The sequence below is a fragment of the Streptomyces sp. S07_1.15 genome, from assembly GCF_020739505.1.
Taxonomy (GTDB): Bacteria; Actinomycetota; Actinomycetes; order Streptomycetales; family Streptomycetaceae; genus Streptomyces; species Streptomyces xinghaiensis.
Window position 1 is genome coordinate 4,025,594 of the sequence record NZ_JAJBZK010000001.1, and the last position, 23,923, is coordinate 4,049,516.

28 protein-coding genes are annotated in these 23,923 nt (G+C 73.6%); 10 read left to right on the forward strand and 18 right to left on the reverse strand.

Annotated features, from left to right (window positions below; translation table 11 throughout):
• Positions 1 to 323: 323 nt before the first annotated feature.
• Both LIX60_RS17440 and LIX60_RS17445 read right to left on the reverse strand, forming a co-directional pair.
• The gene (locus tag LIX60_RS17440; RefSeq protein ID WP_227959252.1) at positions 324 to 1,520 is read right to left on the reverse strand and encodes a tyrosine-type recombinase/integrase; all 1,197 of its coding nucleotides are present in this window, start codon (positions 1,518 to 1,520) and stop codon (positions 324 to 326) included.
• A complete protein-coding gene (locus LIX60_RS17445) occupies positions 1,513 to 2,061 on the reverse strand; it encodes a helix-turn-helix domain-containing protein (RefSeq protein WP_227959253.1) in 549 nt (182 codons plus the stop codon). The genes LIX60_RS17440 and LIX60_RS17445 overlap by 8 nt, the downstream gene beginning before the upstream one ends.
• Before the next feature lie 138 nt (positions 2,062 to 2,199).
• Here LIX60_RS17445 and LIX60_RS17450 point away from each other — a divergent pair, with 138 nt between their 5' ends.
• Genes LIX60_RS17450 through LIX60_RS17475 form a run of 6 tightly spaced genes read left to right on the forward strand, consistent with a single transcriptional unit; the run spans position 2,200 to position 6,179 of the window.
• Entirely contained in the window at positions 2,200 to 2,397 is a 198-nt protein-coding gene (locus LIX60_RS17450) for a helix-turn-helix domain-containing protein (RefSeq protein WP_227959254.1), read from the forward strand.
• Entirely contained in the window at positions 2,394 to 2,693 is a 300-nt protein-coding gene (locus LIX60_RS17455; RefSeq protein ID WP_227959256.1) for a hypothetical protein, read from the forward strand. Before LIX60_RS17450 ends, LIX60_RS17455 begins: the two co-directional genes overlap by 4 nt.
• Complete coding sequence (locus tag LIX60_RS17460; RefSeq protein WP_227959257.1) at positions 2,693 to 3,574, forward strand: bifunctional DNA primase/polymerase; 882 nt, start codon at positions 2,693 to 2,695, stop codon at positions 3,572 to 3,574. The genes LIX60_RS17455 and LIX60_RS17460 overlap by 1 nt, the downstream gene beginning before the upstream one ends.
• Positions 3,571 to 4,905 carry an AAA family ATPase gene (locus tag LIX60_RS17465; protein ID WP_227959258.1) on the forward strand — a complete coding sequence of 445 codons (1,335 nt, stop codon included), beginning with the start codon at positions 3,571 to 3,573 and terminating at the stop codon, positions 4,903 to 4,905. The genes LIX60_RS17460 and LIX60_RS17465 overlap by 4 nt, the downstream gene beginning before the upstream one ends.
• Before the next feature lie 19 nt (positions 4,906 to 4,924).
• Positions 4,925 to 5,863: a hypothetical protein gene (locus tag LIX60_RS17470; RefSeq protein WP_227959259.1), complete on the forward strand. Its 939-nt coding sequence runs from the start codon at positions 4,925 to 4,927 to the stop codon at positions 5,861 to 5,863.
• Positions 5,864 to 5,876: 13 nt separating this feature from the next.
• Positions 5,877 to 6,179, forward strand: coding sequence for a hypothetical protein (locus LIX60_RS17475; protein WP_227959262.1), 303 nt, complete (start codon positions 5,877 to 5,879; stop codon positions 6,177 to 6,179).
• A 618-nt stretch (positions 6,180 to 6,797) separates the two neighbouring features.
• On the opposite strand, the gene LIX60_RS17480 is transcribed toward LIX60_RS17475, so the two are convergent.
• The 11 genes from LIX60_RS17480 to LIX60_RS17530 all read right to left on the reverse strand — a co-directional run bounded on the left by LIX60_RS17480 (position 6,798) and on the right by LIX60_RS17530 (position 12,459).
• Positions 6,798 to 6,935 (reverse strand): hypothetical protein, encoded by a 138-nt coding sequence (locus LIX60_RS17480; RefSeq protein WP_227959263.1) that lies wholly within the window; start codon positions 6,933 to 6,935, stop codon positions 6,798 to 6,800.
• 163 nt (positions 6,936 to 7,098) lie between these two features.
• On the reverse strand, positions 7,099 to 9,225 hold the full coding sequence (locus LIX60_RS17485; protein WP_227959265.1) for an FtsK/SpoIIIE domain-containing protein: 2,127 nt from the start codon (positions 9,223 to 9,225) through the stop codon (positions 7,099 to 7,101).
• An 87-nt stretch (positions 9,226 to 9,312) separates the two neighbouring features.
• Complete coding sequence (locus LIX60_RS17490) at positions 9,313 to 9,636, reverse strand: hypothetical protein (protein WP_227959267.1); 324 nt, start codon at positions 9,634 to 9,636, stop codon at positions 9,313 to 9,315.
• Between the two features lie 3 nt (positions 9,637 to 9,639).
• Complete coding sequence (locus LIX60_RS17495; protein ID WP_227959269.1) at positions 9,640 to 9,846, reverse strand: hypothetical protein; 207 nt, start codon at positions 9,844 to 9,846, stop codon at positions 9,640 to 9,642.
• Positions 9,847 to 9,868: 22 nt separating this feature from the next.
• Positions 9,869 to 10,249 carry an RNase adapter RapZ gene (locus tag LIX60_RS17500; protein ID WP_227959271.1) on the reverse strand — a complete coding sequence of 127 codons (381 nt, stop codon included), beginning with the start codon at positions 10,247 to 10,249 and terminating at the stop codon, positions 9,869 to 9,871.
• Positions 10,249 to 10,437, reverse strand: a complete 189-nt coding sequence (locus LIX60_RS17505; protein WP_227959273.1) for a hypothetical protein — start codon at positions 10,435 to 10,437, stop codon at positions 10,249 to 10,251. Before LIX60_RS17505 ends, LIX60_RS17500 begins: the two co-directional genes overlap by 1 nt.
• Before the next feature lie 88 nt (positions 10,438 to 10,525).
• Positions 10,526 to 10,888, reverse strand: coding sequence for a DUF6251 family protein (locus LIX60_RS17510; RefSeq protein ID WP_227959275.1), 363 nt, complete (start codon positions 10,886 to 10,888; stop codon positions 10,526 to 10,528).
• Entirely contained in the window at positions 10,885 to 11,691 is an 807-nt protein-coding gene (locus LIX60_RS17515; RefSeq protein WP_227959276.1) for a DUF2637 domain-containing protein, read from the reverse strand. Before LIX60_RS17515 ends, LIX60_RS17510 begins: the two co-directional genes overlap by 4 nt.
• Positions 11,688 to 11,915 carry a hypothetical protein gene (locus LIX60_RS17520; RefSeq protein ID WP_227959277.1) on the reverse strand — a complete coding sequence of 76 codons (228 nt, stop codon included), beginning with the start codon at positions 11,913 to 11,915 and terminating at the stop codon, positions 11,688 to 11,690. The genes LIX60_RS17515 and LIX60_RS17520 overlap by 4 nt, the downstream gene beginning before the upstream one ends.
• On the reverse strand, positions 11,912 to 12,058 hold the full coding sequence (locus LIX60_RS17525) for a hypothetical protein (RefSeq protein ID WP_227959278.1): 147 nt from the start codon (positions 12,056 to 12,058) through the stop codon (positions 11,912 to 11,914). The genes LIX60_RS17520 and LIX60_RS17525 overlap by 4 nt, the downstream gene beginning before the upstream one ends.
• On the reverse strand, positions 12,055 to 12,459 hold the full coding sequence (locus LIX60_RS17530) for a hypothetical protein (protein WP_227959279.1): 405 nt from the start codon (positions 12,457 to 12,459) through the stop codon (positions 12,055 to 12,057). The genes LIX60_RS17525 and LIX60_RS17530 overlap by 4 nt, the downstream gene beginning before the upstream one ends.
• A 397-nt stretch (positions 12,460 to 12,856) precedes the next feature.
• Between LIX60_RS17530 and LIX60_RS17535 the strand changes: the two genes are divergently transcribed.
• Entirely contained in the window at positions 12,857 to 13,171 is a 315-nt protein-coding gene (locus LIX60_RS17535) for a hypothetical protein (RefSeq protein WP_227959281.1), read from the forward strand.
• Between the two features lie 652 nt (positions 13,172 to 13,823).
• Here LIX60_RS17535 and LIX60_RS17540 read toward each other — a convergent pair.
• The 3 genes from LIX60_RS17540 to LIX60_RS17550 form a co-directional block, all read right to left on the reverse strand.
• A complete protein-coding gene (locus LIX60_RS17540) occupies positions 13,824 to 15,053 on the reverse strand; it encodes a hypothetical protein (RefSeq protein ID WP_308101507.1) in 1,230 nt (409 codons plus the stop codon).
• Between the two features lie 673 nt (positions 15,054 to 15,726).
• Positions 15,727 to 16,311 carry a QsdR family transcriptional regulator gene (locus tag LIX60_RS17545; RefSeq protein WP_227959282.1) on the reverse strand — a complete coding sequence of 195 codons (585 nt, stop codon included), beginning with the start codon at positions 16,309 to 16,311 and terminating at the stop codon, positions 15,727 to 15,729.
• A 277-nt stretch (positions 16,312 to 16,588) separates the two neighbouring features.
• A complete protein-coding gene (locus LIX60_RS17550; RefSeq protein ID WP_227959283.1) occupies positions 16,589 to 18,478 on the reverse strand; it encodes a glycosyltransferase family 39 protein in 1,890 nt (629 codons plus the stop codon).
• 144 nt (positions 18,479 to 18,622) lie between these two features.
• Here LIX60_RS17550 and LIX60_RS17555 point away from each other — a divergent pair, with 144 nt between their 5' ends.
• Entirely contained in the window at positions 18,623 to 19,186 is a 564-nt protein-coding gene (locus LIX60_RS17555; RefSeq protein ID WP_227959285.1) for a GNAT family N-acetyltransferase, read from the forward strand.
• A gap of 88 nt (positions 19,187 to 19,274) precedes the next feature.
• Here the strand turns inward: LIX60_RS17555 and LIX60_RS17560 are convergent, their stop codons facing one another.
• Positions 19,275 to 20,291: a zinc-binding dehydrogenase gene (locus LIX60_RS17560; protein WP_227959287.1), complete on the reverse strand. Its 1,017-nt coding sequence runs from the start codon at positions 20,289 to 20,291 to the stop codon at positions 19,275 to 19,277.
• A gap of 1,013 nt (positions 20,292 to 21,304) precedes the next feature.
• Between LIX60_RS17560 and LIX60_RS17565 the strand changes: the two genes are divergently transcribed.
• Together LIX60_RS17565 and LIX60_RS17570 are read left to right on the forward strand one after the other, a co-directional pair.
• Positions 21,305 to 22,006: a triphosphoribosyl-dephospho-CoA synthase gene (locus LIX60_RS17565; protein ID WP_374117873.1), complete on the forward strand. Its 702-nt coding sequence runs from the start codon at positions 21,305 to 21,307 to the stop codon at positions 22,004 to 22,006.
• A gap of 525 nt (positions 22,007 to 22,531) precedes the next feature.
• Positions 22,532 to 23,353: an intradiol ring-cleavage dioxygenase gene (locus LIX60_RS17570; RefSeq protein WP_227959289.1), complete on the forward strand. Its 822-nt coding sequence runs from the start codon at positions 22,532 to 22,534 to the stop codon at positions 23,351 to 23,353.
• A 54-nt stretch (positions 23,354 to 23,407) separates the two neighbouring features.
• Here LIX60_RS17570 and LIX60_RS17575 read toward each other — a convergent pair whose 3' ends face one another.
• Positions 23,408 to 23,905: a hypothetical protein gene (locus LIX60_RS17575; RefSeq protein ID WP_227959290.1), complete on the reverse strand. Its 498-nt coding sequence runs from the start codon at positions 23,903 to 23,905 to the stop codon at positions 23,408 to 23,410.
• Between the last annotated feature and the right edge of the window lie 18 nt (positions 23,906 to 23,923).

Sequence of the window (23,923 nt, forward strand, 5' to 3'; positions counted from 1 at the left end):
GGACCCACCGCAGCTGGCGAGCCTGGAGCAGGATGGTCTATCCCATGCCTCTTGGTGCTGCTGTCCGACATCAGCGATTGACATCAACGACGCCAGACGGCCCCGGACTCTGCCGTCCGCTCCTGGAAGGTGATCCTGGTCAGGGGCCTGTGTTGGCCCAGGTAGCTGTGCGGACACGGTCGAACTTGTAAAGCGAAGGTCGTCGGTTCGAACCCGACAGTCGGCTCTGACTTACCGCACTGGTCACAGGCCAGTTGGTGACTGCTCGTCCGGTGGGCCCCGGGCGGGCAGTACGCATTCTGTACACATGATCTCGCCCCTTGTCACGCCGCGAGCGGCGCATTCATCTGGTCGAGTGCGGCCCGGCGTCCGGCGTCGAGGGCGTCCGCGACCTCGTCGAGCCGGTCCGGCCACAGGTGCCCGTACACATCGAGCGTCATCGCCGCGGACTTGTGCCCGAGCATGAGCTGAACGACCTTCACGTCGGCGCCGGCCGCGATGGCGAGCGACGCCGCGGTGTGCCGCAGCTTGTGCGGCGTCACCCCGAGTTCGCCGAGCCCGGCCGCCTTGACGGCCTTGTCGAAGTACCGGGTGCGGAAGTTGCTGTACCGCAGCGGGCCGCCCCCCGGCGCCGTGAACAGCAGATCGTGACGCCCGCGGCCCTCGACCAGCGGCCGCAGCTCGTCGGCGAACGACCGCGGCACCGGCACCGAGCGCTTCTCGTGGTTCTTCACCGGCCCGGCCGCGAGCTTGCCCTTGACGTCGCTGTACGCCTGCACGATCCGGATGCGGCGGTTGTCGAGCTGCAGACGGCCGGCCTTGATGGCGATCGCCTCACCCCACCGGATGCCGCAGTACCCGAGCACCAGGACGAGCAGCCGGTGCTCGCCGGCCGCGGCCGCGAGCGCTTCGAGCTGGGCGTGCGAGAGGTAGACGTGGTCATCGTCGTCATCCTTGCGCGGCAGGTCGTGCTCGGTCGCCGGGCTCGCCGCGATCCTGCCCGTCTGCACCGCGCGCTTCATCACGGCGGAGAACACCCGGTAGACCTTCACGACGCGGGCCGGGCCCAGCTTGCGGCCGGACCGTCCCGGCTTGGTGCACAGCTCGTCGACCCACTCGGAGACGTCCTCCCACCGGATCGCGCCGACCTGCCAGTCGCGCCACTTCGGCAGCACGTAGGAGTCGAGCGCTTCGCGGTAGTCGGCCTTCGTGCGCCGGCCCTGCTTGCGAAGCGAGCCGTGCCACTCCTCGGCGACGACGGCGAACGCGGCCTTCGCCGACTGCGGGTCGCGGTACGAACCCTTGTCGAGCCGGTTCAACAGGGCCTGCTTCTCGGCCTCGGCCTGCGGCAGCTTCCCGAACGTCTTCGCCTTCGGCTTGCCGTCCGGGCCGTACCACCGCACCCGCCACCGGCCCGGCGCCTGCCGCTTGCTGCCTTCACGCTTCGCGGCCTGCCACTTGTCCATGGCGGCCTGGTAGTCGGCGTGGTTCTGCCGGTCCTCGATCCAGACCCTAGCCATCGTCGCCCCCCTCCCTGCGCGTCCCGTCCGGGTTGAATCCGGTCTGCTCAAGGATGTGCTCGTATTCCTTCTTCGCCTGATGGGCCGACCACTCGGCGTACTGCCGCGCGCTGATGGCGCGCCAGGCTTCCGGCAGGGCGTTGAGGCGGAATCGCAGCCAGCCGCGGTCTTGGTCCTCTCGCAGCGGCCGCATTCCGTGGGCCCACTCCCACGCTCGCCGGGCGGGCACCTCTCCCGCGGTAGTGATGATCGCGGTTTGGTCGCTCGCTGCGGTGTGGGGGAGCAGCAGCGCGGCCGGGTGAACGTCGAGGGCGACAGCCAGTGCGACCAGGTCGTCGGCATCGACTCGGCGGATCGGACGCGGTTCCTCACTCGCCCCGTTCTCGATCTTGTTCAAAGCATCGGCGCTCAAGGGCCGACCCTTCTCTCTGAGTGCTTTCGAAAGGGCTCGAAGGGTGAGCCCGCGGCCCTCTCGGAGCCGCTTCACGTTGGCGGCGACTGTCCGCCCTGTCGGTCCCAATTCAATGCGTCCTGTCGTCATGATCCGGACGTTAGCAGTCGCTATTAACGCGACAAACGCTGGATCTTGCGGACCGGGACTATCCCGGATAGGGTCCCATCATCACTGGGTATCCGCGATGAAGCAAGCTCTATCGCGAAAATCATGACAGGAGACCGGATGAAGTCCGAGAAGCTCACTCCGGCGCAGGCTGCCGCTGAGATGGGTGTCTCTCCGCAGACGTTGGCCAACTGGCGGTGGCAGGGCATCGGGCCTGCGTACATCAAGCTCACGCCGGGCAGGGGCGGCCGCATTCGGTACACCCGGGCCGCCGTCGAGGCGTGGCTGCGTGAGCGCACTACCGGGGCCGCCGCATGAGCACTGGGAACGAAAAAGCCCCCCGGCTGCGGGCACAGACCGGAGGGCGAAACGACCACCTGGCGGGCGGGTCACCGCACATCGTGCCACAGCAGGACCTGCCACGGGTACCGGGCCGCATCGAGGTCTACCGCGGACACCGCGGCTGGCACCGGCAGGTGCACGTCGACCCCTGCCCCGGCTGCGGGATGCCGCACCTTCACCGCGTGCCGCAGAAGAAGCCGGCCACGATGCGGCGCGCGGCCCCGTGCGGCGCGGCCTACGTCGTCGAGCTGCTGCCCGGGGCGGTGGCGTGATGACCGTGACCACCCTCGACGCCGCACTGTGGCTCGTTGCCCGCGGCTTCCCCGTCTTCCCGGCCGACCACCCCGGCACCCGGTACTGCACCGGCATCGGCCGGGGGCACGACCCGAAGACGTGCATCGACCGCGGCAAGCACCCGTGCGTGAGGTTCAGCACGACGTACGCCACCGACGAGCGGCAGGTACAGCGCGCGTTCGACGGCCGCCTGCGGAACGTCGCGGTCCCCGTCGGCAAGGTCCCCGGGCCCGACGGCGCGCAGCTGCTCGTCATCGACTCCGACCGGCCCGACGCCATCGAGGACACCGCGGCCGCGCTCGGCGAGCAGTGGTTGCCCACGATGCGCGTCACGACGGCCAAGGGCTACCACGACTACCTGTGGGCCCCGGGCGACGCCCCCCTCGGGCTCGGGCTCGGCGCGCTGCGCGGCAAGTTCGACGGCGACGTACGGGCGGGCAACGCCTACGTGATCGGCCCTGGTTCGGTGCACGCCTCCGGCGTCGTCTACGAGCCCGTTGATCCCGAGCAGCCGCCGGTGCCGGCCCCGGGCTGGTTGCTGGACGCGCTCACCAGCCGCCCGGCGCCGACTCCCGGGCCCGTACGGCGGCCCGGGGCCGCCGCTCCCGTGAGGCGCCGTTCGGCGACGCTCACGGGGCTGGTGAAGTACGTGCTCGACTCCCGCGAGGGACAGCGTCCGGGCCGGAACGAGCGCCTGTACTGGGCCGCGCAGAAGGCGTTCAAGGACGCCCGGCAACGCGGCCTCGACCTGCGGGCCGTGGAGGACGCCATGTTCGAGGCGGCTACCTACGTCGGGCTTGGTGAGGCCGAGGCCCGACACGCCATCAAATCGGCCTGCAACGCGAGGAACGCCCGGTGAACAACCCCGACAAGGCGCACGAGATCGCAGCTCGGCACGGGCTGGCCGACGAACCGGAGGTGCCCGCCCGGCGACTGGAACTCACTCCCGCGTCCCAGATCGAACCCGAACCCGTGGTCTGGGCGTGGCTCGACGAGAACGAGGGCCGGGTGCCCGCCGGCGCCCTGTCCATCGCGGCCGGGCGGGAGGGCACTGGCAAGTCCTCGTTCGGCATGTGGATGGCCGCTCACATCACTCGCGGCACCCTGCCCGGGGCGTTCTTCGGCCGCCCCCGCGCCGTGTTCTACGTCGCGGTTGAGGACTCGTGGAAACAGACGATCGTGCCCCGGCTCATGGCCGCCGGGGCCGGGCTGGACCTGACGTACCGAGTGCAGGCGGTCGAGGCGGAGTACGGCGAGACGACGCTCAGCCTGCCGCAGGACAACTCCCTGATGGAGAAGGCCATCATCGAGTACGACGTCGGCCTGGTGGTGCTCGACCCGCTCATGTCGTGCATCGGCAAGGGCATCGACACCCACCGCGAACGCGATGTGCGGACCGCGCTGGACCCGCTCGCCCGGATGGCCGACCGCACCGGGGCCGTGCTGCTCGGGATCGCGCATTTCAACAAGGGAGCGAGCACCGACCCCGCGTCGCTCATCACCGGCTCGGGGGCGTTCAAGAACGTGCCTCGTTCCGTGTTCGGATTCGCCCGGGACGACGACAACGAGTGCCGGGTGATGACGCAGGCGAAGAACAGCCTTGGCCGCGCCGACCTGCCGTCGCTCTCATACAACATCGTCTCGGCGCAGGTCGACACGAAGTATGGGGCGGCCCACGTGGGCCGCTTCGTGTTCCTCGGTCAGTCCGCGCGCACGGTCGACGAGATCCTCGCGGCCGGCCAGGAACACGACCGCGGCGAGCGGGACGAGGCGGCCGACTGGCTCCGCGGCTACCTCATGGACAAGGGCGGAGAGGCGCCCGCGAAGGACGTGAAGGCGGCCGCGCAGGCGGACGACATCCCGCCCCGGACGCTGCAGCGGGCCATGACGAAGGCGGGCGTCGTATCCGAACGAACCGGGTTCGGGAAGGGCGCCGTCTGGCGTCTGACCGACCTGACTCTGCCTACGCAGAGTGAAGACGGTTCCCCATCCGCGCCACAGTCGCGCCATTCGCGCCAAGCCTCAGACCCTGGCGCGAATGGCGCGAATGGTGGCGCGGATGGGGTCGACGTCGACGGAGGGTCACTCTCCGTGTTGTTCCCGCCGGCCAAATGCACCGTGTGCGGCACCGACTTGATCCCGCTCACCCCTGACCAGACCACACACCCCGGCTGTGACGACGCAGCCTGACCCCAGGAAGGACACCACCATGACCACCGAACGAGAGCCGATCGACATCGCGTACGACGCGATCCCCGAATACCGCGCCATCCAGGCCGCCGACGACGCCCTGCGGCAGCGCGTCACCGCCCTCCGCAACGGCGGCGGCGCACCGCCCGTCGACCTCGTCGCCGACGTCGTCGACGCGGTCACCGCGGGCAAGCCCGTCCCCGGCGACCTCGGCCGCCGAGCGTGGGAAGCCCAGCAGACCACCGAGTTCGTCAAGGCCGAGCTCCTGATCCTCCAGGGTGCCGAGAAGCGGCTCAAGAACCAGCGCGAGATGGCGGTGCGCGCCGGCGCCGACAACGGCCTGCGGGCCCTGCGCCCGCTCCTCGACGAACTCATCGACACCGCCCGGCCCATGGCGGCCGCGCTCCGCGGCGTGCACGACGCACAGACCGCCATCGACCGCGGGCCCGACGCCGTCACCGCCTGGTCGAACTTCAACCAGCTCGTCGACCGGTACGCCCGCATCCGCGGCGCGCAGTACAAGCTCACCCGGGACGCGGCCGGCGAAAACATCGCCATCGACGGGAAGTACCTCGACTTCGGCTCGGTGTTCTCCCTCTGGTCCGAGATCGCCAACGTGACGCAGCTGTGGCCCGAGTGGACCCCCCGCCGCGGCGGCGCCCCGGTGCGTCCCCCGTGGCCCGTGGCCAACCCGGCGAAGCCGTTCCGGGTGCGGCACGACCGCGAGTGGTTCATGTGGGTGCTCAACACCCCGCAGGTGCAGCTGTGGGTGCCCACCCTCGGCGAGCTGCGCAAGGCATACGCCGACCAGCTCGCCGACGCCGTGGCGCGCGGCGGGGAGCCTGCGGAGAAGACCGGCGAACCCCTCAAGCGGCCCGTGCACTACCGGGGCGGCGACGGTTCCGAGTGGACCGAGTTCCAGCCCGTGACCCCGGCCGACACCGCGGCCGCCAAGTAGGAAGGTGACAGAGATGACCGACCACAAGCGCCGGCGCCCCGTCGACAGCAAGGCCCTGTACCGCGAGCTCATCGGCCCGCTGCACAGCGACACCGCCGCCGACGAGTTCGCCGCGATGAAGGACACCCGCGGCAACCGGGCCCAGCTCGCCTATCTGGCCGGCCGCGGTGGCGAGCGCGGCCGCGCCGCCCGAGCCCAGCTCGACAAGTGGGAGGCCGACGACGCCGAGCCGCTCCGCTCCCCGCTCGACGACCGGCAGGTGACCAGCGGCCGCCGCCGGGCCGTCGACCCGTTCGACGGGCCGCCCGCGGCCTGACAGACCAGGCGTCAAAGCCACCCGGCGGCCGCAGGCTGACCGGGAGCCATGGACGCGAGCGCACCCCGTGTCGCGCACTGACCGTCCAGCGCCTACCGAGCGCCCCGCCAGCCACCCGGCCGGCGGGGCGCTCTGCTGCCCAAGGGGTGGCAGGCACCCGACTCCCCGGGGTGCACATCTGAGCACCGGAAGGTGCTGCGGCTGCCTGCCTGTATGAAACTCGGAGATCCTGCCGCACCGGTCCCGTCACGGCCCCCGGCGGCCGGTAGCACGGCCGAACACCGGCCCGCTGGACTGCCGCAGACCCCCAACCGCGCAGACGGCCGCCTACGGCCTCGGACCGTCCGGCGACACGCCGACGCGCTCTGTGCCCGCCTGCCGGATACGGCATCGAATCACTCTCGACGACCGGTGAACGGGCGGCCACGGGGCGGCCGGACGGCGGCATGGGGGCACGGGCGGCCGGTCCCCCAGACCCGTACAGACAGACGCCCACAGCTCCTCCCGGGGCTCAGATGAGCACCCCCGGGAGTCCGCCCCCACCCCGTCCGGGCAGACGACGACGGCCCCGGCCTGGTGGTTCCAGGCGGGGCCGTCGTGGTGTGTGGCGAGGGTGTGTCAGCGGGTGCCGGCGTCTCGGTTGCGGCGCCACCAGTTCAGCAGGCGGCGGCCGAGCCGCGGTTTCCCGGCGGGGGTGAACGGCTGGCTCATGCACAACGCTGTGTAGGCGACGAGCCAGAGTGCGGCGGAGATCATAGCGAGGATCATCGGGTCTCAACTCCCTGTCTGGGCGGTGTTCTGGGTGTTCGTGCTGGTGGGGCGCTAGGGACTAGATCACTGGTCAGGGCCGGGGTTCGGGCGCTAGCGGGGTTGCTAGGTCTAGCGGCGCGGGGTGCTAGGTCTAGCGGCTGTGCTCGGGTCAGCTCGCGGCCCGGTCGGCGTGACGGCGGGTGATGGCGGCGGTGACGTCGGCCCGGGTGATGCCGCGCCGGTTGGCGCCCTGGCCCTCGTCGTCGGTGCCCCAGACCTGGCCGCTCTTGATGCCCCAGGGCTTGAGGGCGGCGGTCACCTGTTCGGCCTTCCACCCGGGGTAGGTCTCCGGGCGCAGCTCGGCGAGGCGGGCGGCGATGCGCTCGCACCAGACCCGCTCTTCGTCGGGGGCGAGGACGGCCAGGACGTCGGCGAGGACGTCCGTCCCGGCGGTGGCGTCGGGCTCTTGGCCGATGGCGTGGCCGGTGAGGTTGCCGTACTTCTCGCGCAGCTTGCGGGCCCGGGCGACGACCTTCTCGGCGGCCGGGGCGTCGACGAATGCCGAGGCGACGATCCGGGGGTCGTCGCCTTCGCCGGCCATCCAGCAGATGCCGAGGTCGGACCGGCTGAACATGGTCGCCCGGATGCCGGCCTTGTAGGCGCCGGTGCCAAGGACCATGTCGTTGGCGGTGTGTCCCATCACCTTGAGGCAGAACCTCAACACGGCGTTCGCGGAGATCCCGGGCGGAAGCGACTTGGCGTCGGGGCGCTGCGTGGCGAAGATGCCGACGATCCCGAGTGCCGGGCCGCGCTTGGTGATGTCCGTACAGATGGACTCGATCTCGGCGCCGTACTTCTCGTGCTCGAACAGCATCTGACACTCGTCGATGCCGACGACGACCGGGTGCAGTCCGAGAGCCTTGTCGCTGGCCAGGGCCGGGGTCACCTTGGACTCGGGGCAGCGCGAGCGCGGCAGGGACTTGATGACCTTCGCCCGGCGGCGCAGTTCCTCTTTGAGCTCCCGCAGGGCCTGCAGGATGTACGCGACGTCTTCGTCGTCCTCCCCGGCCCGGTAGCGGTGGCAGACCGTTTCGAGGGCGCCGAGGTCGCCGGTCCCCTTGAGGTCGAAGGCGTACAGGGTGGCCCGCGGGTCGAGTGCGGCGATGAGCAGCAGGAGCCGCAGCAGGAACGTCTTGCCCATGCGGGGGATGGAGCCGATGACGATGGCGGCGAACATCAACGTGACGGTCATGTCCCTCATGCGCTGGTCGTTGCCGAACACGACCGGCTTGAACAGGTCCACTTGCCCTTCCCGCAGCAGCGGCCATGCGGGCTTCGTCGTCTCGTTCATGGGCTTGTCGCCGACCCACAGGATCAGCCGGCCTTCGTGCTCGGTGGCGTCGGGCGACGGCCACACGCAGCCGACCTTGCGCCGCAGACCACTCGCGAGCGGCTTGCGGGCCTCCATGATGTCGTCGGGCGTGACGCCGTACGGCAGGTCGAGGTCGGCGCGGTAGCCGGGCCCGTCGCGGGTGATGGGGGAGACGAACCGCAGCCCGGTGTCCCCGCCGCGCTTGATGGCGGCCGAGATCTTCGGGTTGCCGATGGCGTCCAGGCCGCGCAGCACGATGTGACTGGTCAGTTTCTCCACTTCGGTCCGGAGCACGGCCGGGCCGACGACCGGCGCGTCTTGGGACTGGCCGGCCCAACCGAGGGCGAGGACGGCGGCGCCGGCTGCGGCGTACAGCAGGCCGGGGGCGAGGACGTACACGGCGGCGGCCAGGACGGGCCCGAACACGGCGGCCGCGGCGACGGCCAGGCCGCGCAGCCGCACCCGGTCCCCGCGCAGCTTGGCCAAGCGCATGTACTCCTCGACGTCCTCGGCGCGGACGGCGGCCGCGCGCAGCGGCGCGGCCTCCTGGTCCCACACCCACCGGCCCGTGCTCGTGATGAAGCGGGCGGTGCCGCGCGGTGCCATCGCGCCGAGCCGCAGCGTGTACCAGGGCAGCCGCAGCCCGTGGAACGCCGCGGCGTACCCGGCCCGGGAGGTGGCGTGCCCGGCGGTGGCCACGAACTCCGGTCGGGAGCGCAGCCACGCGGGCACGATGGGCCGGCGCTTCTCGGTGTGGACGCCGGGCGCGGGCAGCTCCGGGTCGTCGACGAGCCGCGGCGGCTCCTGGTGCTCGTCGACGTCGACGGGCGCCGGCGGTGCGGGCTTGGTGAGGGGCACGGTCGGCGGGTCGGCGGCCGCGGTGCCGTTGATGTGCTGCGGCGGGGTCAGGGTGGTGTCGGTCATGCTGGTCTCTCCTGGTGCTCGTAGCGGGTGCCGGGGGCCCGGGGCGGGCGGCAGTGCTGGCAGGCCGTGCGCCCGCCCCGGGGGTCTCTACCTGCGGGCGGCTCGCTCGGCGCGGCGCAGCCGGTCCTCGGCCTGCTTGCGGGCGGTCTTGGCCGCGGGCCGGTCCGACCGGGCGGCGCACCGTTCCTTGACGCGGGCGGCGGCCAGCTCCTCTTTCGCGGCCTCCAGCTCGCGGGCCAGGGCGGAGCGCTCCCGGGCGGCCCGCTCCTCGGCCGCGGCGTCGATCCGCTCGATCTCCCGGTCGAGCCGCGGGCATACGGCGTCGGCTACGGCCTGCTTGGCTGTGCGGGCCAGCAGCACGGCGCGGCGCCGTCGCTCGGCCGGGGTGTAGGTGCGTTCGGGCAGCGGCATCGGTCAGCGCTCCTGGGGGGCGGTGGCGAGCCGGGCCCAGACGTCGGCGGCGCGCACCAGCTCGTCACGGCGGTAGCTCTCCGCGGAGCGCTCGGCCTTGAGCAGCAGCGCGGCGGCCTTCGCCCGGAAGTCGGCGGCCGTGAGGTTGCGCAGGTCCTTGCCGGTCATGTTGTCCAGGTCGGCGCCGGTGGGCAGTTGGTGGCGGTCCATGGTGGTGTCCTCTCGGTTCGGTTCAGCGGTTGATGACGGGCCGGGACAGGTCCCGGTGGTGGAGGTCGACGTCCTGGTCGTCGTCGCGGAGCAGCGTGGCCAGGGCCAGGGCGACGGTGGGGGCGCGGTGCCGGCCACCCGCGCAGCCGACGGCGACCGTGACGGGCCCGGCGGTGGGCCCGGCCTGGTAGGCGCGGACCGCCGCGGCGGCGGCCTCGGTCAGCTCCAGCACCCCGGCCGTGCCCATCACCACGTCCCGCACGGCCCGGTCGGCGGCCGTCTGCTGGCGCAAGGCGGGGTCGACGTGCGGGTCGCGGAAGTGGTGGCGCAGGTCGAGCACCAGGTGCGCGGCCGGGGGTTCGGCGTGGAGGTAGCCGAAGCTGACGATCGTGACGGCGGCCATCAGCGGGCGTCCCGGTTGTAGCCGTCGAGGGCGGAGTCGAGCCGCTGTTCGGCGCGGGCCACCCACGTCTGGTCGCCGTCTTCGCGGGCTTCGTTGAGGACCTCGGCGCGGTGGCTGATGCGGGACTCCCACGTGGCCTTGTCGGCGGGCAGGTCGTCGATGTTGTAGGTCTTCTTGCGCAGGCCCATGACGGGCTCCTCTCGGATTGTGGGCCGGGGCTGTCCCGGATCCCCGCCCCCGCCCGGCCGTCGTGGTCGGGCGAGGACAGGCAGCCGGTCAGCCCTTCCGGCGCTTGAGGTTCTTCGCGGCCTGCGTGCCCTCCGGCCCGCCCACCGCGCGGACGACGGAGACGACCGTCCAGCCGACGACGCCGACCACCAGGGCGACGACGGCGAGGCTGATCGCCATGGACGTCATGGCGGCCACCAGGAGCGGGCCGAAGTACACCCCGGCCGCGACCGCCCCGGCGCCGATGCCGGCGCCGAGCGCGACCCGCTGAACGGTGCGGTCCGGCGGCGCCTGGTGGACGTGGACGACCTGCGGCACCGGCTGGTGCTCGGGGAGCGGCTGCGGGTGGTGCACCGGCAGGTTGTCGGGCGAGTAGCAGCCGCATCCGGCGTGGTGGACGTGCCCGCTCATGACGCCACCGCCCCGGCCCGGTCGGCGTTGAGCTGCTGCATCCAGGCGTCGTCCTCGGCGCGGTCCCTGTCCCGGCGCTCCTGCCGCTCCTCATCGAGCCGGCCGTACACCTTGTGCACGTAGGACCGGGACCGGGTGGACAGCTCGGCCGCCTCGGTGACGGACTTGCCCACCACCCACGCCGCGCGGATGCGGTTCATCGCCTCGTCGGCCGGGAGCCGGTCCGTCGGGGTGTCCACCTCGGCGTCCACCTCCCGGGGCGGAACGGCCGGGGTGAACGTCTCGCGTCCACCACAGATGACCAGCGGTTCCGCTGCTGCCGGCGCGAGCTCCCGCCGGGGCTCAGGCGTCACCTCCAACGTCACCTCGACCGGCTCGTCGGGCCCGGTGACGACCCTCGGCGACAGGGCGTCGTGCACCTGCCTCATGAGGGCGCCGAACGCCAGCAGCGCGGCGACCGGCGGGACAGCGGCGACGACGTAGTCGAGCGGGTGTGCGTGCTGCCCGACTCCGGCGACGTTGAGGGCGATCGAGCCGAGTGACCCGGTGGCGGCCAGGGCGATTGCCCACCGGTCGACGGTGCCGCGCAGCGACGCCCGGAGGATCAGCAGCTCTCCGGCGACGATGAACAGGTCCACGGTGGCCGGCCACGCCCACGCTCGTTCCGGGGCGTGCCCGAGACCGTGGGCCGCGGCGACGTCGTGCAGGTGCTCGTAGGAGAGCCAGAACGCGGCGGCGGTGAGCGCGACCGTGACGACGGCCGCGCCGGCGGCGAGGGCGGAGTGCGGCGTTACGCGCTTCATCGGCCGTCCTCCTCGTCGGCGCACAGCGGGCAGTTGTCCGGGGCCCCGGCCATGGGCCGGGTAGCGCTGGCCCATCCGGTGACGGCCACCGCCAGGGCGGCGGCCGCGGTCCACCACTGGCCGGCCAGTAGGGCGACGACGGCGACGGCCAGGGCGGCGAGGATCAGCACGGGTTCGGCCAGGACGTGACGGGTGGCCAGGACTGCGCGGCGCAGGGCGTTCACTGCTGTGCCTCCTTGTGGAGTGCGGCCAGCCGGGCGGCGGTCTCGCGCTGCGCGGCGAGAGCGGCCTCGGCGGCGGCCAGGTCGGCGGCGGCCTGCTGGCGGGCGGCCTCCAGCTCGGCGGCCGCCTGCTCCCGGGCGGTCACCGGCCCTGTCCCAGCAGCGCGGCCAGCGCGGCGCGGGCGGCCCGCAGCCGCCGCAGGTGCTCGGCCATGTCGGCGATGAGCTCGTCGACCTGGTCGAGGTCGAGGTCGGGCCAGTCACCGCGGCCGGCGAACGCCAGCTCGGGCCGGTCGTCGTCGTGCTGGGCGATGCAGAACGCGGCGAGCCCGGTGCCGTATGAGCCGGTCATCGACAGTTCGGGGCTCTGGTGGATGTGCTCGCGCGGGTCGGAGTGGTCGCGCGGCTCGCCGGTGCACCAGGGGCGCCCGTCGGGGCAGGCGGTGCGCTGCAGGGGGATGGTGTCGAGGACGCGGTCGGCGAGGGTGGCCGGAAGCCTGAGGGGCTGGTCGGCGGGCCGGTGAGGGCCGGGTACGGTGTTGCGCACGGTTCGGACTCCTTGTCTTGGAAGGGTCCGGCCGCAGGCCCCGGTGAGGTGTTCGCGCACCTTCCGGGGCCGCCCCGTTCTCGTACACATGCCGTACACATGAGAACGGGAGAGGCCGGGATAGCTGAGGATGTGGCGAGATGCCAAATCCGCTGGTCACCGGCCTGTGAGGCGGTTAGCGCTGGTAGATCAGTCGCCCTTGATGCTCTTGTAAAGCGAAGGTCGTCGGTTCGAACCCGACAGTCGGCTCCAGCCCTGAACAGCGGGAATGCCCCGGACGGTTGATCGTCCGGGGCGTTTGACATCCACAGGTGGCATCAACCGGGCGGTCAGCCCCGATCGATCCTGCGCTGCGGTACGGTGCGCGCCCATCGGTCATGACGAGGGGGGAACCGCTGTGCACGTGCTCGCGCATCTGGCCGGCCGGGCCATGTCACCCCAAGGCGAAGCCGTCTTCCTGCTGCTCTGGGGTACGGGAGCGGGTCTGGTGGGATGGTTCTCGGCGCTCAAGAGGACCGGGTATGCCGAGGCGGCGGCAGCCTGGGGCGATCAGATGCACAAGGATTTCCACAGCGCCTACGGTCTCGGTGACCCGCCGAGCGCGGAAGCGCGCAAGAACAGACGTATTGTCACCAAGCTCGTGGGGTGGTTCTTCGCGATCGTGGGCACCGTATGCGCCATCACCGGTGCCGTGCTCCTCGCGCAGCAGTAGGTGCGCCCACTGCCCGGCGCGACCGTCCGTTCCTCTCCGGACCGGTCGGGAGTCGCTCAGTCCGCAGCGCCGCAGCCGCCCGAGCGCACGTGGACGACGACCTGCGCGTCGTGCACCCTGGCCGGATCACACCTGCGGAAAGCCAAGGTCTCGTCCTGCACGGGGCCGGGGCTGGTCCTCTGCGGCGGTGCCTGGCCCGACGGGAGACTGACCCTGGAGGAGTCCCGTGAAGCGGCGGTTTGCCCAGTTCGGAGTCATCTTTCTGGGCATCGAGGCGTGGGTGGCCCTTCGCGACACGACTTCAGTCGTTTCGTTGGTGATCGGCTGTCTGTGCGTCGCCATACTTGCTTGTTGCTTCGCTCTCCGTGTCTGGAGAGAGATCCAGACCATCAAGGCCGACAACGAGCAGGCCCGGGACCGCCGGGAAGCGCGCAGGCGCAGGCAACAGTGGTGACGCAAGCATCAGCGGTGATGCGCTGACCGGCCCGCGACGATCGTGTCAAGCCCACGTGAGACTCCACCGGCCTCAGGGCGCCCGTAGGCTTCCGCTGAGCCGGGCGCCCGGCCCGCGGGCCCCTGGGCGGAAGGTCGCGCAGGGGCCCGCGGGCGGTCCGGCGGTGCTGCCGAGTGGGTGGCCGGTGGGCCTCATCGGTCAGCGGGTTCTGCCGAACGCGGTGTCGGCGTAGTCCTTGAAGAGGACCGACACCGTGTCGCTGTCCGACGGCCAATTGCGGACGGCGAGTGTGCGCCTCTCGCCGCCGGTCCCGCGCATGGTCTGGGTGACGGTGATCGTGCCGTCGGCCGCCGGGGAGGCCGGGAGGTGGAGGTCCGTGGCCGTCAGGAACGGAATCCTGTCGAACGGGGGCAGTGGCGCCTCCGTGTGCGAGACCCCGTCGCAGTCCCGGTCGAACGCGAAGACGGCCAGGATCTGGCGGAAGGCGGGGGACACCGCCGGGTTGAGCACCTGGACGCCGTTCAGTGCGAGCCGGTCGGTGTCGGCGGCGGCGGTGTCCGCCCACCACTCCCGGTTGCGGACGACGGTGACGGACGTGTGTCCCGGGCAGGCGTCGGCCCGGTCCGCCACACCGCCCGGCGCGGAGACGAGGAGCCGCACGAAGCGGTCACTGCGTTCGAAGGGCTCGGGGTAGAAGTGGTTCACGCGCTCACCGGGGCGGACGAGCACCAGTTCGTAGGTGTGGCGTCCGTTGACGTCGAGTGGGCCGAAGGCACCGTCCGTGCCGGTCCGTACGACGTGCCGCGGACGGCGGTCCGCCCGGGCACCGGTGGCGGGGTCCAGCCGCCACACCTCGAGGCGGCCCGCGAGCCCGCTGTTGAGCGGGAAGTGCACGACCCGTCCCGCGATCTCCACGTGTCCGGGAGGCTCGGGCAGCACCTTCTCCGTAGCCGGTGCCCGGCCGCGGAGAAACGTGTGGATGTGGGCGAAGCTGCGGGCGGACGTCGCGGTCTCCGTGTGCCCCTGGTCCGTCGTGTGGACGTTGACGGCGCCGCCGATCGATCCGTTCGGCTGGGCACTGCCCCAGATCGCCAGGGTGGGCACGCCACCGGGCTCTTCCGCGCTGGAGGTGCCGTCCAGATTCACGTACTTGCGCACCTCGGCCGCCCGTTCGGGGACGGAGAGGTACCGGTGCAGCACGCGGGTTCCGCGCGAGTGCGCGACGACGTCGACCCGGGGCGCCCCGGTCCGGGACCGGACGCCGTCGATGAACTCCTCCAGCCCCGCGACCGCGTGGTCGTCGGTCGGGACGCGGGTGTTGTACTCGAAGGCGTACAGCAGACGGTCCGGGTAGCCGTTGCTCGAGAACCGCTTGGCCTGGGACTGCCACTGCTGTGCCGAGCCCTCGTGGCCGTGGACGAAGACCACCGGGACCGTCCGGGTGTTCGTTCGCCGTGTCGTCGTCTTCGCGGCGCCGGTCGTCCGCTCCGCTCGTGCCGCCCGGACCGCTTCTACCGTCTGCGGCCCTGTCGCCGGCGCCGCTGCTGCCCCCGCCCCGGCGGATTCCGGTCTGGCCGGTCTCTCCGCCGCACCCACCGGGGACGCCGGGACCATGAGCGTCGCGCACAAGGCCGCAAGAGCGGCCGGCCGTAAGGCCCTCGCTGATCGGGACGGGACGAAACGCACCGTGATCACCTCCGAAGTCTTCTGCCCGGAGCCGGAGCCGGCGTCCGGGGACAGTGACCGCCACTGCCCGTCGACGCGTCGGCCGGGCGATGTCGGGCCGCTTACCTCCCGCTGCGGCGATGCCGGCCGGCGTGCGCCCCCGCGCCCGGGGTACCTCCCGGCCTGCGTGTGTTTCGGTTCGGAGCAGGCAGGCAGGCAGACAGACAGGCCGACCGGGCGGCAGGCCGCCGCGCCGCCGCTGCCGCCGGTGGGGGTGGTGCGGACCGGCGGGCCGAGCGGGACCGGACCTTCCTACGGCCGCCGGGGCGAGCGCACCAGACCCGGCGGCGCTTCCGAGACGGCCGTCTCAGCTGTGCGAAGACGGGTTTCAGCAGCCGCGGGTGCGCTCCGCTCCCGGTGTCGGCCGGCATCGCCGTCAGCGGCCATGCAGGAGGACCGCGCGGGCCGCGCGCTCCGCGCGGGCGAAGTCCGGCGGGCGTCTGCTCAGCAGCTCGGAGTACAGGGCGGACTCCACGACCCGGACGTAGAGATAGGCCAGTTCGTCCAGCTCGGCGAGATCGGCCGGGGAGCCGGGAGGACTGACGCCGCCCGCTTCCAGCAGGATGGCCCGTTGCGCCCGGACGGCCCGCCGATGCACCACACCCGAGGTCAGCAGGCGCGTCGCCGTCTCCGGATCGGTGCGGAGGAAGTGCTGGAAAGGCGCGGCCCCGCGCAGCCCGTCCGTGAAGCGGCGGGTGACCTCGAGTACGCCGTCCACCCCGGCGCTGGTCCGGCGCCGGCGCGCCCGCGTCAGCAGATCGTCGGCCAGCTGCCAGAGCACGTCGCCCAGGAGTGCGTCCCTGCTGCCCGCCACCCGGTACAGGGTCGCCCGGCTCACGGCGAGCGCGGGCGCCAGTGCGTCCATGTCCACGGTGCCGTGCCGGAGGAAGTACCGGCAGGCGCCCCGCACGACTTCGCTCCGGGTGATGACCCTGCGGCGGCCCGGCGGTGGTTGCGGCATGACGACCCTCCTCCGGGCGGCCGGTCGTCGCCGGTCGTCCCGTACCTTTGGCGGCTGCCGGCCGAACCCGGCCGGCGGGTGAGCGGGTTCCGCTTGCGACGAGAACGCGGCTGCGTTCCTCAGCTGGATACCGCGGACCCCTGCTGCGCGTCACGCGTCAGTGACGTGGAACACCTCGGCCGAGTCCTCGGCGGGCGGCACCCGCCTCGTTCCGTCCCCTCGCCCGGCCACGGTCCGCGCGGGTCGGGTCGGGTCGGGGCGGTGCGGGGCGGTCCGGTCAGTCCGGTGCCTCGCAGCTGCCCGAGCGGACGTGGACGACCACCTGCGCGCCGTGCACCCGGACCGGCTCGCAGCGGCTGAAGCGGGCGTCCAGCGTCTCGCGCTTGACGGCCTCGCCCCGGAACGCGTCGAGCGGCTGCCCCTCCGGGTCGGTGACGGCGATGACGCGGTCCGCGGCCAGGACGCGGCGGCGGATCTCGTCCGCCGGGAGCTCCGTGCCCTGAAGGGTCGCGGAGGCCGCCGGGCCCTGCCGCAGCGCCAGGTCCTTCACACCGGCACGCACCTCGGGGAAGGAGAGCAGCCATTCCCGGCGGCGGGAGGGCATGAACAGCACGGCGTCGCCGGGGGCCGCCACCTCCCGTACGGCGTCCGCCACCGCGACCACGTCGTCCTTGCGGCTCTCCGGGGAACGGACGAGGAGCGACCACGGGAGCAGGACGGCGAGCAGCCCCGCCGCGCAGCCGCACACGGCCGCGATCCGGGCCGGGCGCCGGGGCAGAAGCCGCCGCAGGAGCACCGGCTCCGTGACGCGGGCCAGACAGATGCCGAGGAGGAGGGCGAGGCCTGTCATGCCGTAGAGGACGTATCGGTCGACGTACCAGGGCTTGACCAGGGAGACCGTCATCAGCAGGCCGGCCGGGACGACGAGAAGCGGCAGCGCCAGGGCGGCCGCGCCGACGGCGGGGCCCGGGGGCGGGGAGGTCCGGTCCGGAAGCTCCGGTCGCTCCGGCTGCCCTGGCCGGCCCGGCTGTTCCCGTCGCCGTCCCCCTTCCCGCTGCTCCGGCTGCCCCTGCCGCACCTCGGGCAGCACCGGCAGCGCCCGCGCGCACGCCCAGCCAGCCGCGGACACGGCGAAGAAGAGCAGCCACGCGCCGAGTTCCGGCCGGCCGAGCCAGCCGAGTTGCCGCTCCGCCTGACCGGCGCTCACCAGGGCCAGCGGCAGGACCCCCGCGCCGACGCGTCCGGAGGCGGTCAGCCATGCCCGGCGCGTGGCGGGTCCCGCGGCGGAACGGAGCAGCGTCACACCGTGGGCGGCCAGGACCAGGATCGCGAACTCGTGCAGCCAGCAGGCGACGAGCAACACCCCCGCGTAGGCCGTCCAGATCCGGGCACCGCCACCCTCCACACCCCGGAGCAGCAGATAGCAGGCCCAGGTGACGGCGGCGCAGACCAGGGCGTAGGAGCGGCCCTCCTGCGCGTAGTGCTGCACCATCGGGACGACGGCGAAGACGGTCCCGGAGAACACCGCGGCCCGCGCCCCGGCGAGCCGGAGGGCGATCGCGGCGACACCGGCGGCGGCGAGGGCCGTCGCCAGCACGGACGGCAGGCGCAGCGCGACGAGCCCGCCGTCCCAGACGGTGAACACGGCCTTCATCAGCAGGTAGTACAGGCCGTGGACGGCGTCCACCTCGCTCAACAGGCGCCAGATGTCCTGGAGTTCGCGGTGGGCGACCTGGTACGTCACCGACTCGTCCCGCCACATGCTGTTCTCCCGGCGGATGCCCCAGAGGCCGAGCAGCAGGGCCACGGCGGCGGGCGCCAGAACGGCAGCCGAGCGGACGCGGAGGCTGCGGGCCGGGCCGCGGGGGGTAGTGGCGGTGGCGGCGACTGCGGTGGCGGTGGCGGTGGCGACCGTGCCAGTGGTGTCGCTGCCGGGCGGGAGGGGTGACGCGGGGCCCGGTGACCCGGGCCCCGGGGCGGGCGGCCGCGGTAACGCAGCCGGTGCCGAGCGCTGTTCCGGCAGGACCCGGCCGGAGCCCGCCGCACCGGCCGTTCTTCCGGCCGCCGTCTCGGGCTGCGCGTTGCTCGCGTCGGTTCGCCGGCTGACGGCGTCCTCCCGGGGAGAAGTCACGGAGAGGGGGACGCGGTGGAAGGCTCGTGGGTTCACTCCGGCGGCCGGACCTTTCCCCTGAGGCCGCGCTCCGCCGGATGTTCGACTCCCGGGAGGGCTACGGAGAGCCGCGGAAGGCTGCCCCCGGCGACGAACGGTGACGGCCCGGTGACCCGCCGGGCGGGCCCGTAAGTTGGTCACATGATTCGTACCGCCACGGCCGGCGACGTCCCGGCCATCGTCGCCATGATCCGTGAGCTGGCCGTCTACGAGAAGGCGGAGCACGAGGTGCGGGCCACCGAGGAGCACATACGCCGCGCGCTCTTCGGCGACCGCCCCGCCGCCTACGCGCACATCGCGGAGACGGACGGCGTGGTGGAGGGTTTCGCGCTCTGGTTTCTCAACTTCTCCACCTGGCAGGGGGTGCACGGCATCCACCTCGAAGACCTGTACGTCCGCCCGGAGGCGCGCGGCCGGGGCCACGGCAAGGCCCTGCTCGCCGAACTCGCCCGGATCTGCGCCGAGCGCGGCTACGGCCGCCTGGAGTGGTCCGTCCTCAACTGGAACACGCCGTCGATCGACTTCTATGAGGCGCTGGGCGCGGTGCCGATGCGCGAGTGGACGGGCTACCGCCTGACCGGCGACGCCCTGGACCGTCTGGCCGTGCCTCGGGCCGCTCAGGCCGCTCAGGCCGCTCAGGCGGCTCAGGTGTCGCAGCCGGCGCAGGCGGCGGGGCCGGCCGCGGCGGCCGAAGCGGTCGGGTAGACCAGGGCGTCGGGGCGTTCCGGTGGTCCGGCGTCCCGTCCCGTCCCGGCTCCGTGCCGTCCCGTCCGGTGCCCCTGCCCCGCGTCCGTCAGCCGGTGCGGGGGCGGCGGCCTGCCCGTCCGGTGTCCGGGACCAGGACGACCTTTCCCAGCGTGGCCCGGTTCTCCAGCGCCCGGTGGGCGGCGGCGGCCTCGGCGAGCGGGAAGAGCTGGACGGCCGGGACGAGATGCCCGGCCGCGGCCGCCTCCAGCGCGGCGGTCTCCAGCGGGCGCAGCCCGCCGGGCCGGTTCAGCAGCCGCGGCCCGACGGCGGCCTCGGAGGTGACGCCGCGCGCGGCCAGTTCCCCGGGCGTGGGGTACAGCGGGTCGTCCGGCATCCAGCCGTACACGAACTGCCGGCCGCCGGGTGCCAGCAACTCGAAGGCGGCGCGGGCGACTTCGCCGCCGGTGCCCGCGAGGACGAGCGTCACCTCGCGGCCGCCGAGCTCCTTCCGCAGCCGCTCCGGCCAGCCGGGGACGGTGTGGTCGGCGGCGGCGTCGGCGCCGTTGGTGAGCACCGCGTCGGCCTTGGCGGCGCCGCCCGCGACACCGGCCACGGTGGCGCCCCGCCGGTGCGCCGCCTGGACCAGCAGGGTGCCGAGGCCGCCTGCGGCGCCGGTGACCAGCACGGTGTCGGCGGCCGTCGGCGCGGCCGTCTCCAGCACGCCCATGGCCGTACGGCCCGTACCGATCATGGCGACGGCCTGTTCGGCGGTCAGCCCGTCCGGGACCGTGTGCAGTGCCGTGGCGGGGGCCACGGCCAGCTCGGCGTAACCGCCCGACGCCTGCCCGAGATGGGCGACGACCCGGCGGCCGAGCAGGGCCGGGTCCGTTCCCTCGCCCAGGGCGTCGACGGTGCCCGCCACCTCGCGCCCCGGCGTCATGGGCAGCCGGGGCAGCGGGAAGGGCCCGCCCTGTACGCCGGAGCGGATCGCGGTGTCGATCAGATGCACCCCGGCGGCCTCCACGGCGATACGGACCTCTCCGGCGCCGGGGACGGGATCCGGGACCTGCTCGGGCAGCAGGTTCCCGGCGGGCCCGAAGGCGTACTGACGGATCGCGAGCATGGGCACTCCCGGGTGTGCGAGGTGAACGGTCGGCGGTGGGGCGGAGACTCAGCCGCCTCACGCCTCACTGGGACCACTCTTCGACCTCGACCAAGCTTGAGGTCAAGCGGTGTCAAGCAGCGTCGAGCGGGCTTTCCGGCAGGGGAGTTGCCCGGACGTCCGCCAACCTCCAAGATCGCGTCACCGGCGGCCGTCCGCCGGGACGGGTGGTCGGGTGCCCGGAACGCCCGGGAGCCCGGATGCCCGGGTGGACGGGCCGAGAGGCGGCCGTGTGGACGGCGGGAAGGGCGGGAGGGGCGATGACGCTGCCGGCGAGCGGAGCGGCAGGCGGAGGCGGCGGGCGGCGCGTCCGCTTCACCGACGCCCGCGACACCTGGCTTGCGGAGACGGCGATCCGTGCGGTCGTGGCGGTGGTGGAGCTGACCCCGAAACCGGGACTCGCCGATCCCCGGGACCCGGACGCGCGGCACTCCGCCGCCCGGGCCGCCGCCACACGCGACCGGGGGCCCCGCGACGCCTGCCCAGGTGACCCGGGCGCACGTGCCGCAGAGAGCCGGGGGCCCGGGGGCCGGGCCCGTGTCCGGGTCCGCGATGCACAGAGCCCCGGCACGGGGACGCCGGACGCCCCCGCGGGCGGGGCCCGGCACGCGGAGAGCCGGACTCACGACGGACGGGGCGGCCCGGGGCCACGGACCGGCGATGCATGCGGCGGCGCACGCGGTGGCGCACGCGGCGTACGCAACGGTGCGGGTGATGCTGTCGGGGCCCGGCGGTCCGAACCCCCGGCCCGCGACGCGGCCGACACCCGTGCCGACCGCGATGCCCGTGCGCTCCCCGCCGGCCGCGGTGCCCGGGATGCCGGCGACACCGGGGAGACCCCTGAGGACGGCGGCGTCCGCGCCCCGGGCCTCCTTCTCCCCGGTGTCCCGGCCCCCGGCACTCGCCGCCCCGCCGCTCCGGATCCGGGCGCGCTCCGCTGGGCCGCGCGGGCCCTCGCCCCCGGGCTCACGGCGATGGCCGCCGCCGCGCGCCGCACCGGTGAACCCACTCCGGAACTCCGCGCAGAACTGGGCGCCATCGGCCGCTCCACGGAGTGGACCGTGCGGCGCGCCGCCTGCGGCACCAGGGCGCACCACGGGGCGATCTGGGTGCTGGGCCTGCTGGTGGCGGCGTCGGCGCTGGAGCTGGGGGCCGCGCCCGGCGAACTCGGCGCCGTGGTCAAACGCCTCGCGGCTCACCGCGACCGGGGCGCGCCTCTCCGCCCCTCCCCGGGGTCGGCGGTCTCGGTGCGCTACGGGGCGGCTGGCGCGCGAGGGGAGGCACGGGCGGGCCTGCCGCATGTGCGCCGGGCGCTCGACGCGCTGCGCATCGCCCGGGACACCGGCGCGGACGAGTCCTGCGCCCGGCTCGACGCCCTGCTCACCGTCATGACCACCCTGCAGGACACCCGCGTGCTGTACGAGGCGGGCCCGCACGGCCTGCGCCGGGTCCAGTCCGGTGCCCGCGCCGTCCTCGACGCGGGTGGTACGGCGACGCGGACGGGGCGGGAGGCGCTGGCCGCCTTCGACGCAGACCTCCGCGCCCATGCGCTGAGCCCCGTGGGAGGCGTGCCGCTGCTGGCCGGCGCCCTCTATGCCGAGCAGGCGGGCACCGCAGCGCCCGGCACCGCAGCGGCGGGCGGGCGGTCTGCGGCCCGGGTCCGGGGCCGCCGGTGATGCGGGTGAACACCGTCGCCCCGCTCGGCGCCGCCTGCGTCGTCCCGGACGGTTGGCGGGCGCCGCTGCTCCGAGCGCACCGCGCACCGCGTCGTGCTCCGGCTTCCGCGCCCGCCCGGCACCCCGCCTTGCGCCGCCCCGGGCGTCCCGCATCGGTCCCTCGCGCGCCCACCGCGCCGTCCCGGCCGCCGGTGACCGCTGGGATCCCGGGCGCCGCCCTTCGCGTCGGCCCGTCGGCCCGTCGGCCGTCAGCCGTCCGCGCCGGTGCCCCGCCTTCGGCGTGCCCCGGCCGCCCGTGAGACGAAGGCCGCCACCCCGGACCGCCGGGGCGGACGGTCATCCCGCCCCGCACCTCGCCTCCGAACGGCCGGCTGGCCGGAGCCGGAGCAAGAACAGACACCGGAGCAGGTGCCGGTGCCGGTGCCGTGGAGCGGAGCCCGCGGAGACGGGCGTCCACCAGTGCCGTTGCCCGCAAGTCGGGGGGACGATGAAGGCCGCTCAACGGTGTGCTCTACTTTCGTGCCCATGACAGACAACCCTCAACTCCCGTTCCCCCGGCGGGCGAACACGGGCAAACACCGGCGCAAGAGCCCGGTCAGCCGCCGCCGGGTCATCATCGGCGGTTCCGCCGCCGCGGCCGCCACGGGTCTCGGTCTGGCCGGTATGGCCTCGGCGGGCGGGTCCTCCGGGGGCGCCGGCGCGGCAGGCTCCGCCGGCGACGCCTCCGGACTGGGCGTCTGCTCGCTCACCGCCGAGGTCACCGAGGGTCCCTACGCGCTGCCCAGCGCGCTGATCCGCAACCAGATCAGCGAGGACCGGCCGGGCTTCCCGGTGCACTATCTGCTCACCGTCGTCGACCAGTCCGCCGGCTGCGCCCCGCTCCCGGACGCGCTGGTCGAGCTCTGGCACGCCGACCACCTCGGGGAGTACTCCGGCTTCGTCGGCCGCAACGGCCACCCCGGCGAGGACAACGGCACCTTCTGCCGCGGCGGGGCGGTGACCGACGAGAACGGCCAGGTCGAGCTGGTCTCCATCTGGCCCGGCCACTACACCGCCCGCGCCGTCCACGCCCATCTGCGGGTGCACACGGACATCACGCCCGCCGGCGGCTCGTACACCGGTGGCGAGATCGTCCACACCGGCCAGCTCTACTTCGACCCGGACACCAACGACCGCGTCCAGGCGGCCGCCCCGTACCGGGAGAACACCACGCCCGAGACGCATCTGTACGACGACGGCGTCTACGACGGCGGCGGCTCGGCCTCCGGTCTCCTCACGCTCACCCCGCTCGGTGGCTCGCCGGCCGAGGGCTATGCGGCGACGCTGACGATCGGCGTCAACGCGTAACGGCGATCGGCGGTCGGCGGTGTCGGTACCGGCCCGGGCCGGCCGGCTCCCTGCTCAGACGCGCGGGAAGCGGGCCAGGAGATCCCAGACGACGGGGTTGTCCGCGAGCCCTTCGTGCAGATCCGTGAGGTCCGCGACGACGTCCTGGAGGAAGTCCCGGGCCTCCCGGCGCAGCGCCGAGTGGCCGAAGGTCAGCGGCGGTTCGCCGGCCGGCTGCCAGTCGGCGCCGATGTCGACCCAGCCGAACCGCCGCTCGAAGAGCAGCCGGTCCGCGGACTCGGTGAAGTCCAGCTCGGCCTGTTGCCGCCGGTGCGAACGGCTGCCGCGCGGATCGCGGTCGAGCTGCTCGACGATGTCGCAGAGCGCCCAGGCGAAGTCCAGCACGGGCACCCATCCCCAGGCTGTGGACAGCTCCCGGTCCGCCTTGGTGTCGGCGATGTAGACGTCGCCGCAGAACAGATCGTGCCGCAGGGTCCGCACATCGGCGGTGCGGTAGTCCGTCTGCGGGGGATCCGGGAAGCGGCGGGAGAGGGAGTAGCCGAGGTCGATCACATGGTCGATGGTCCCACG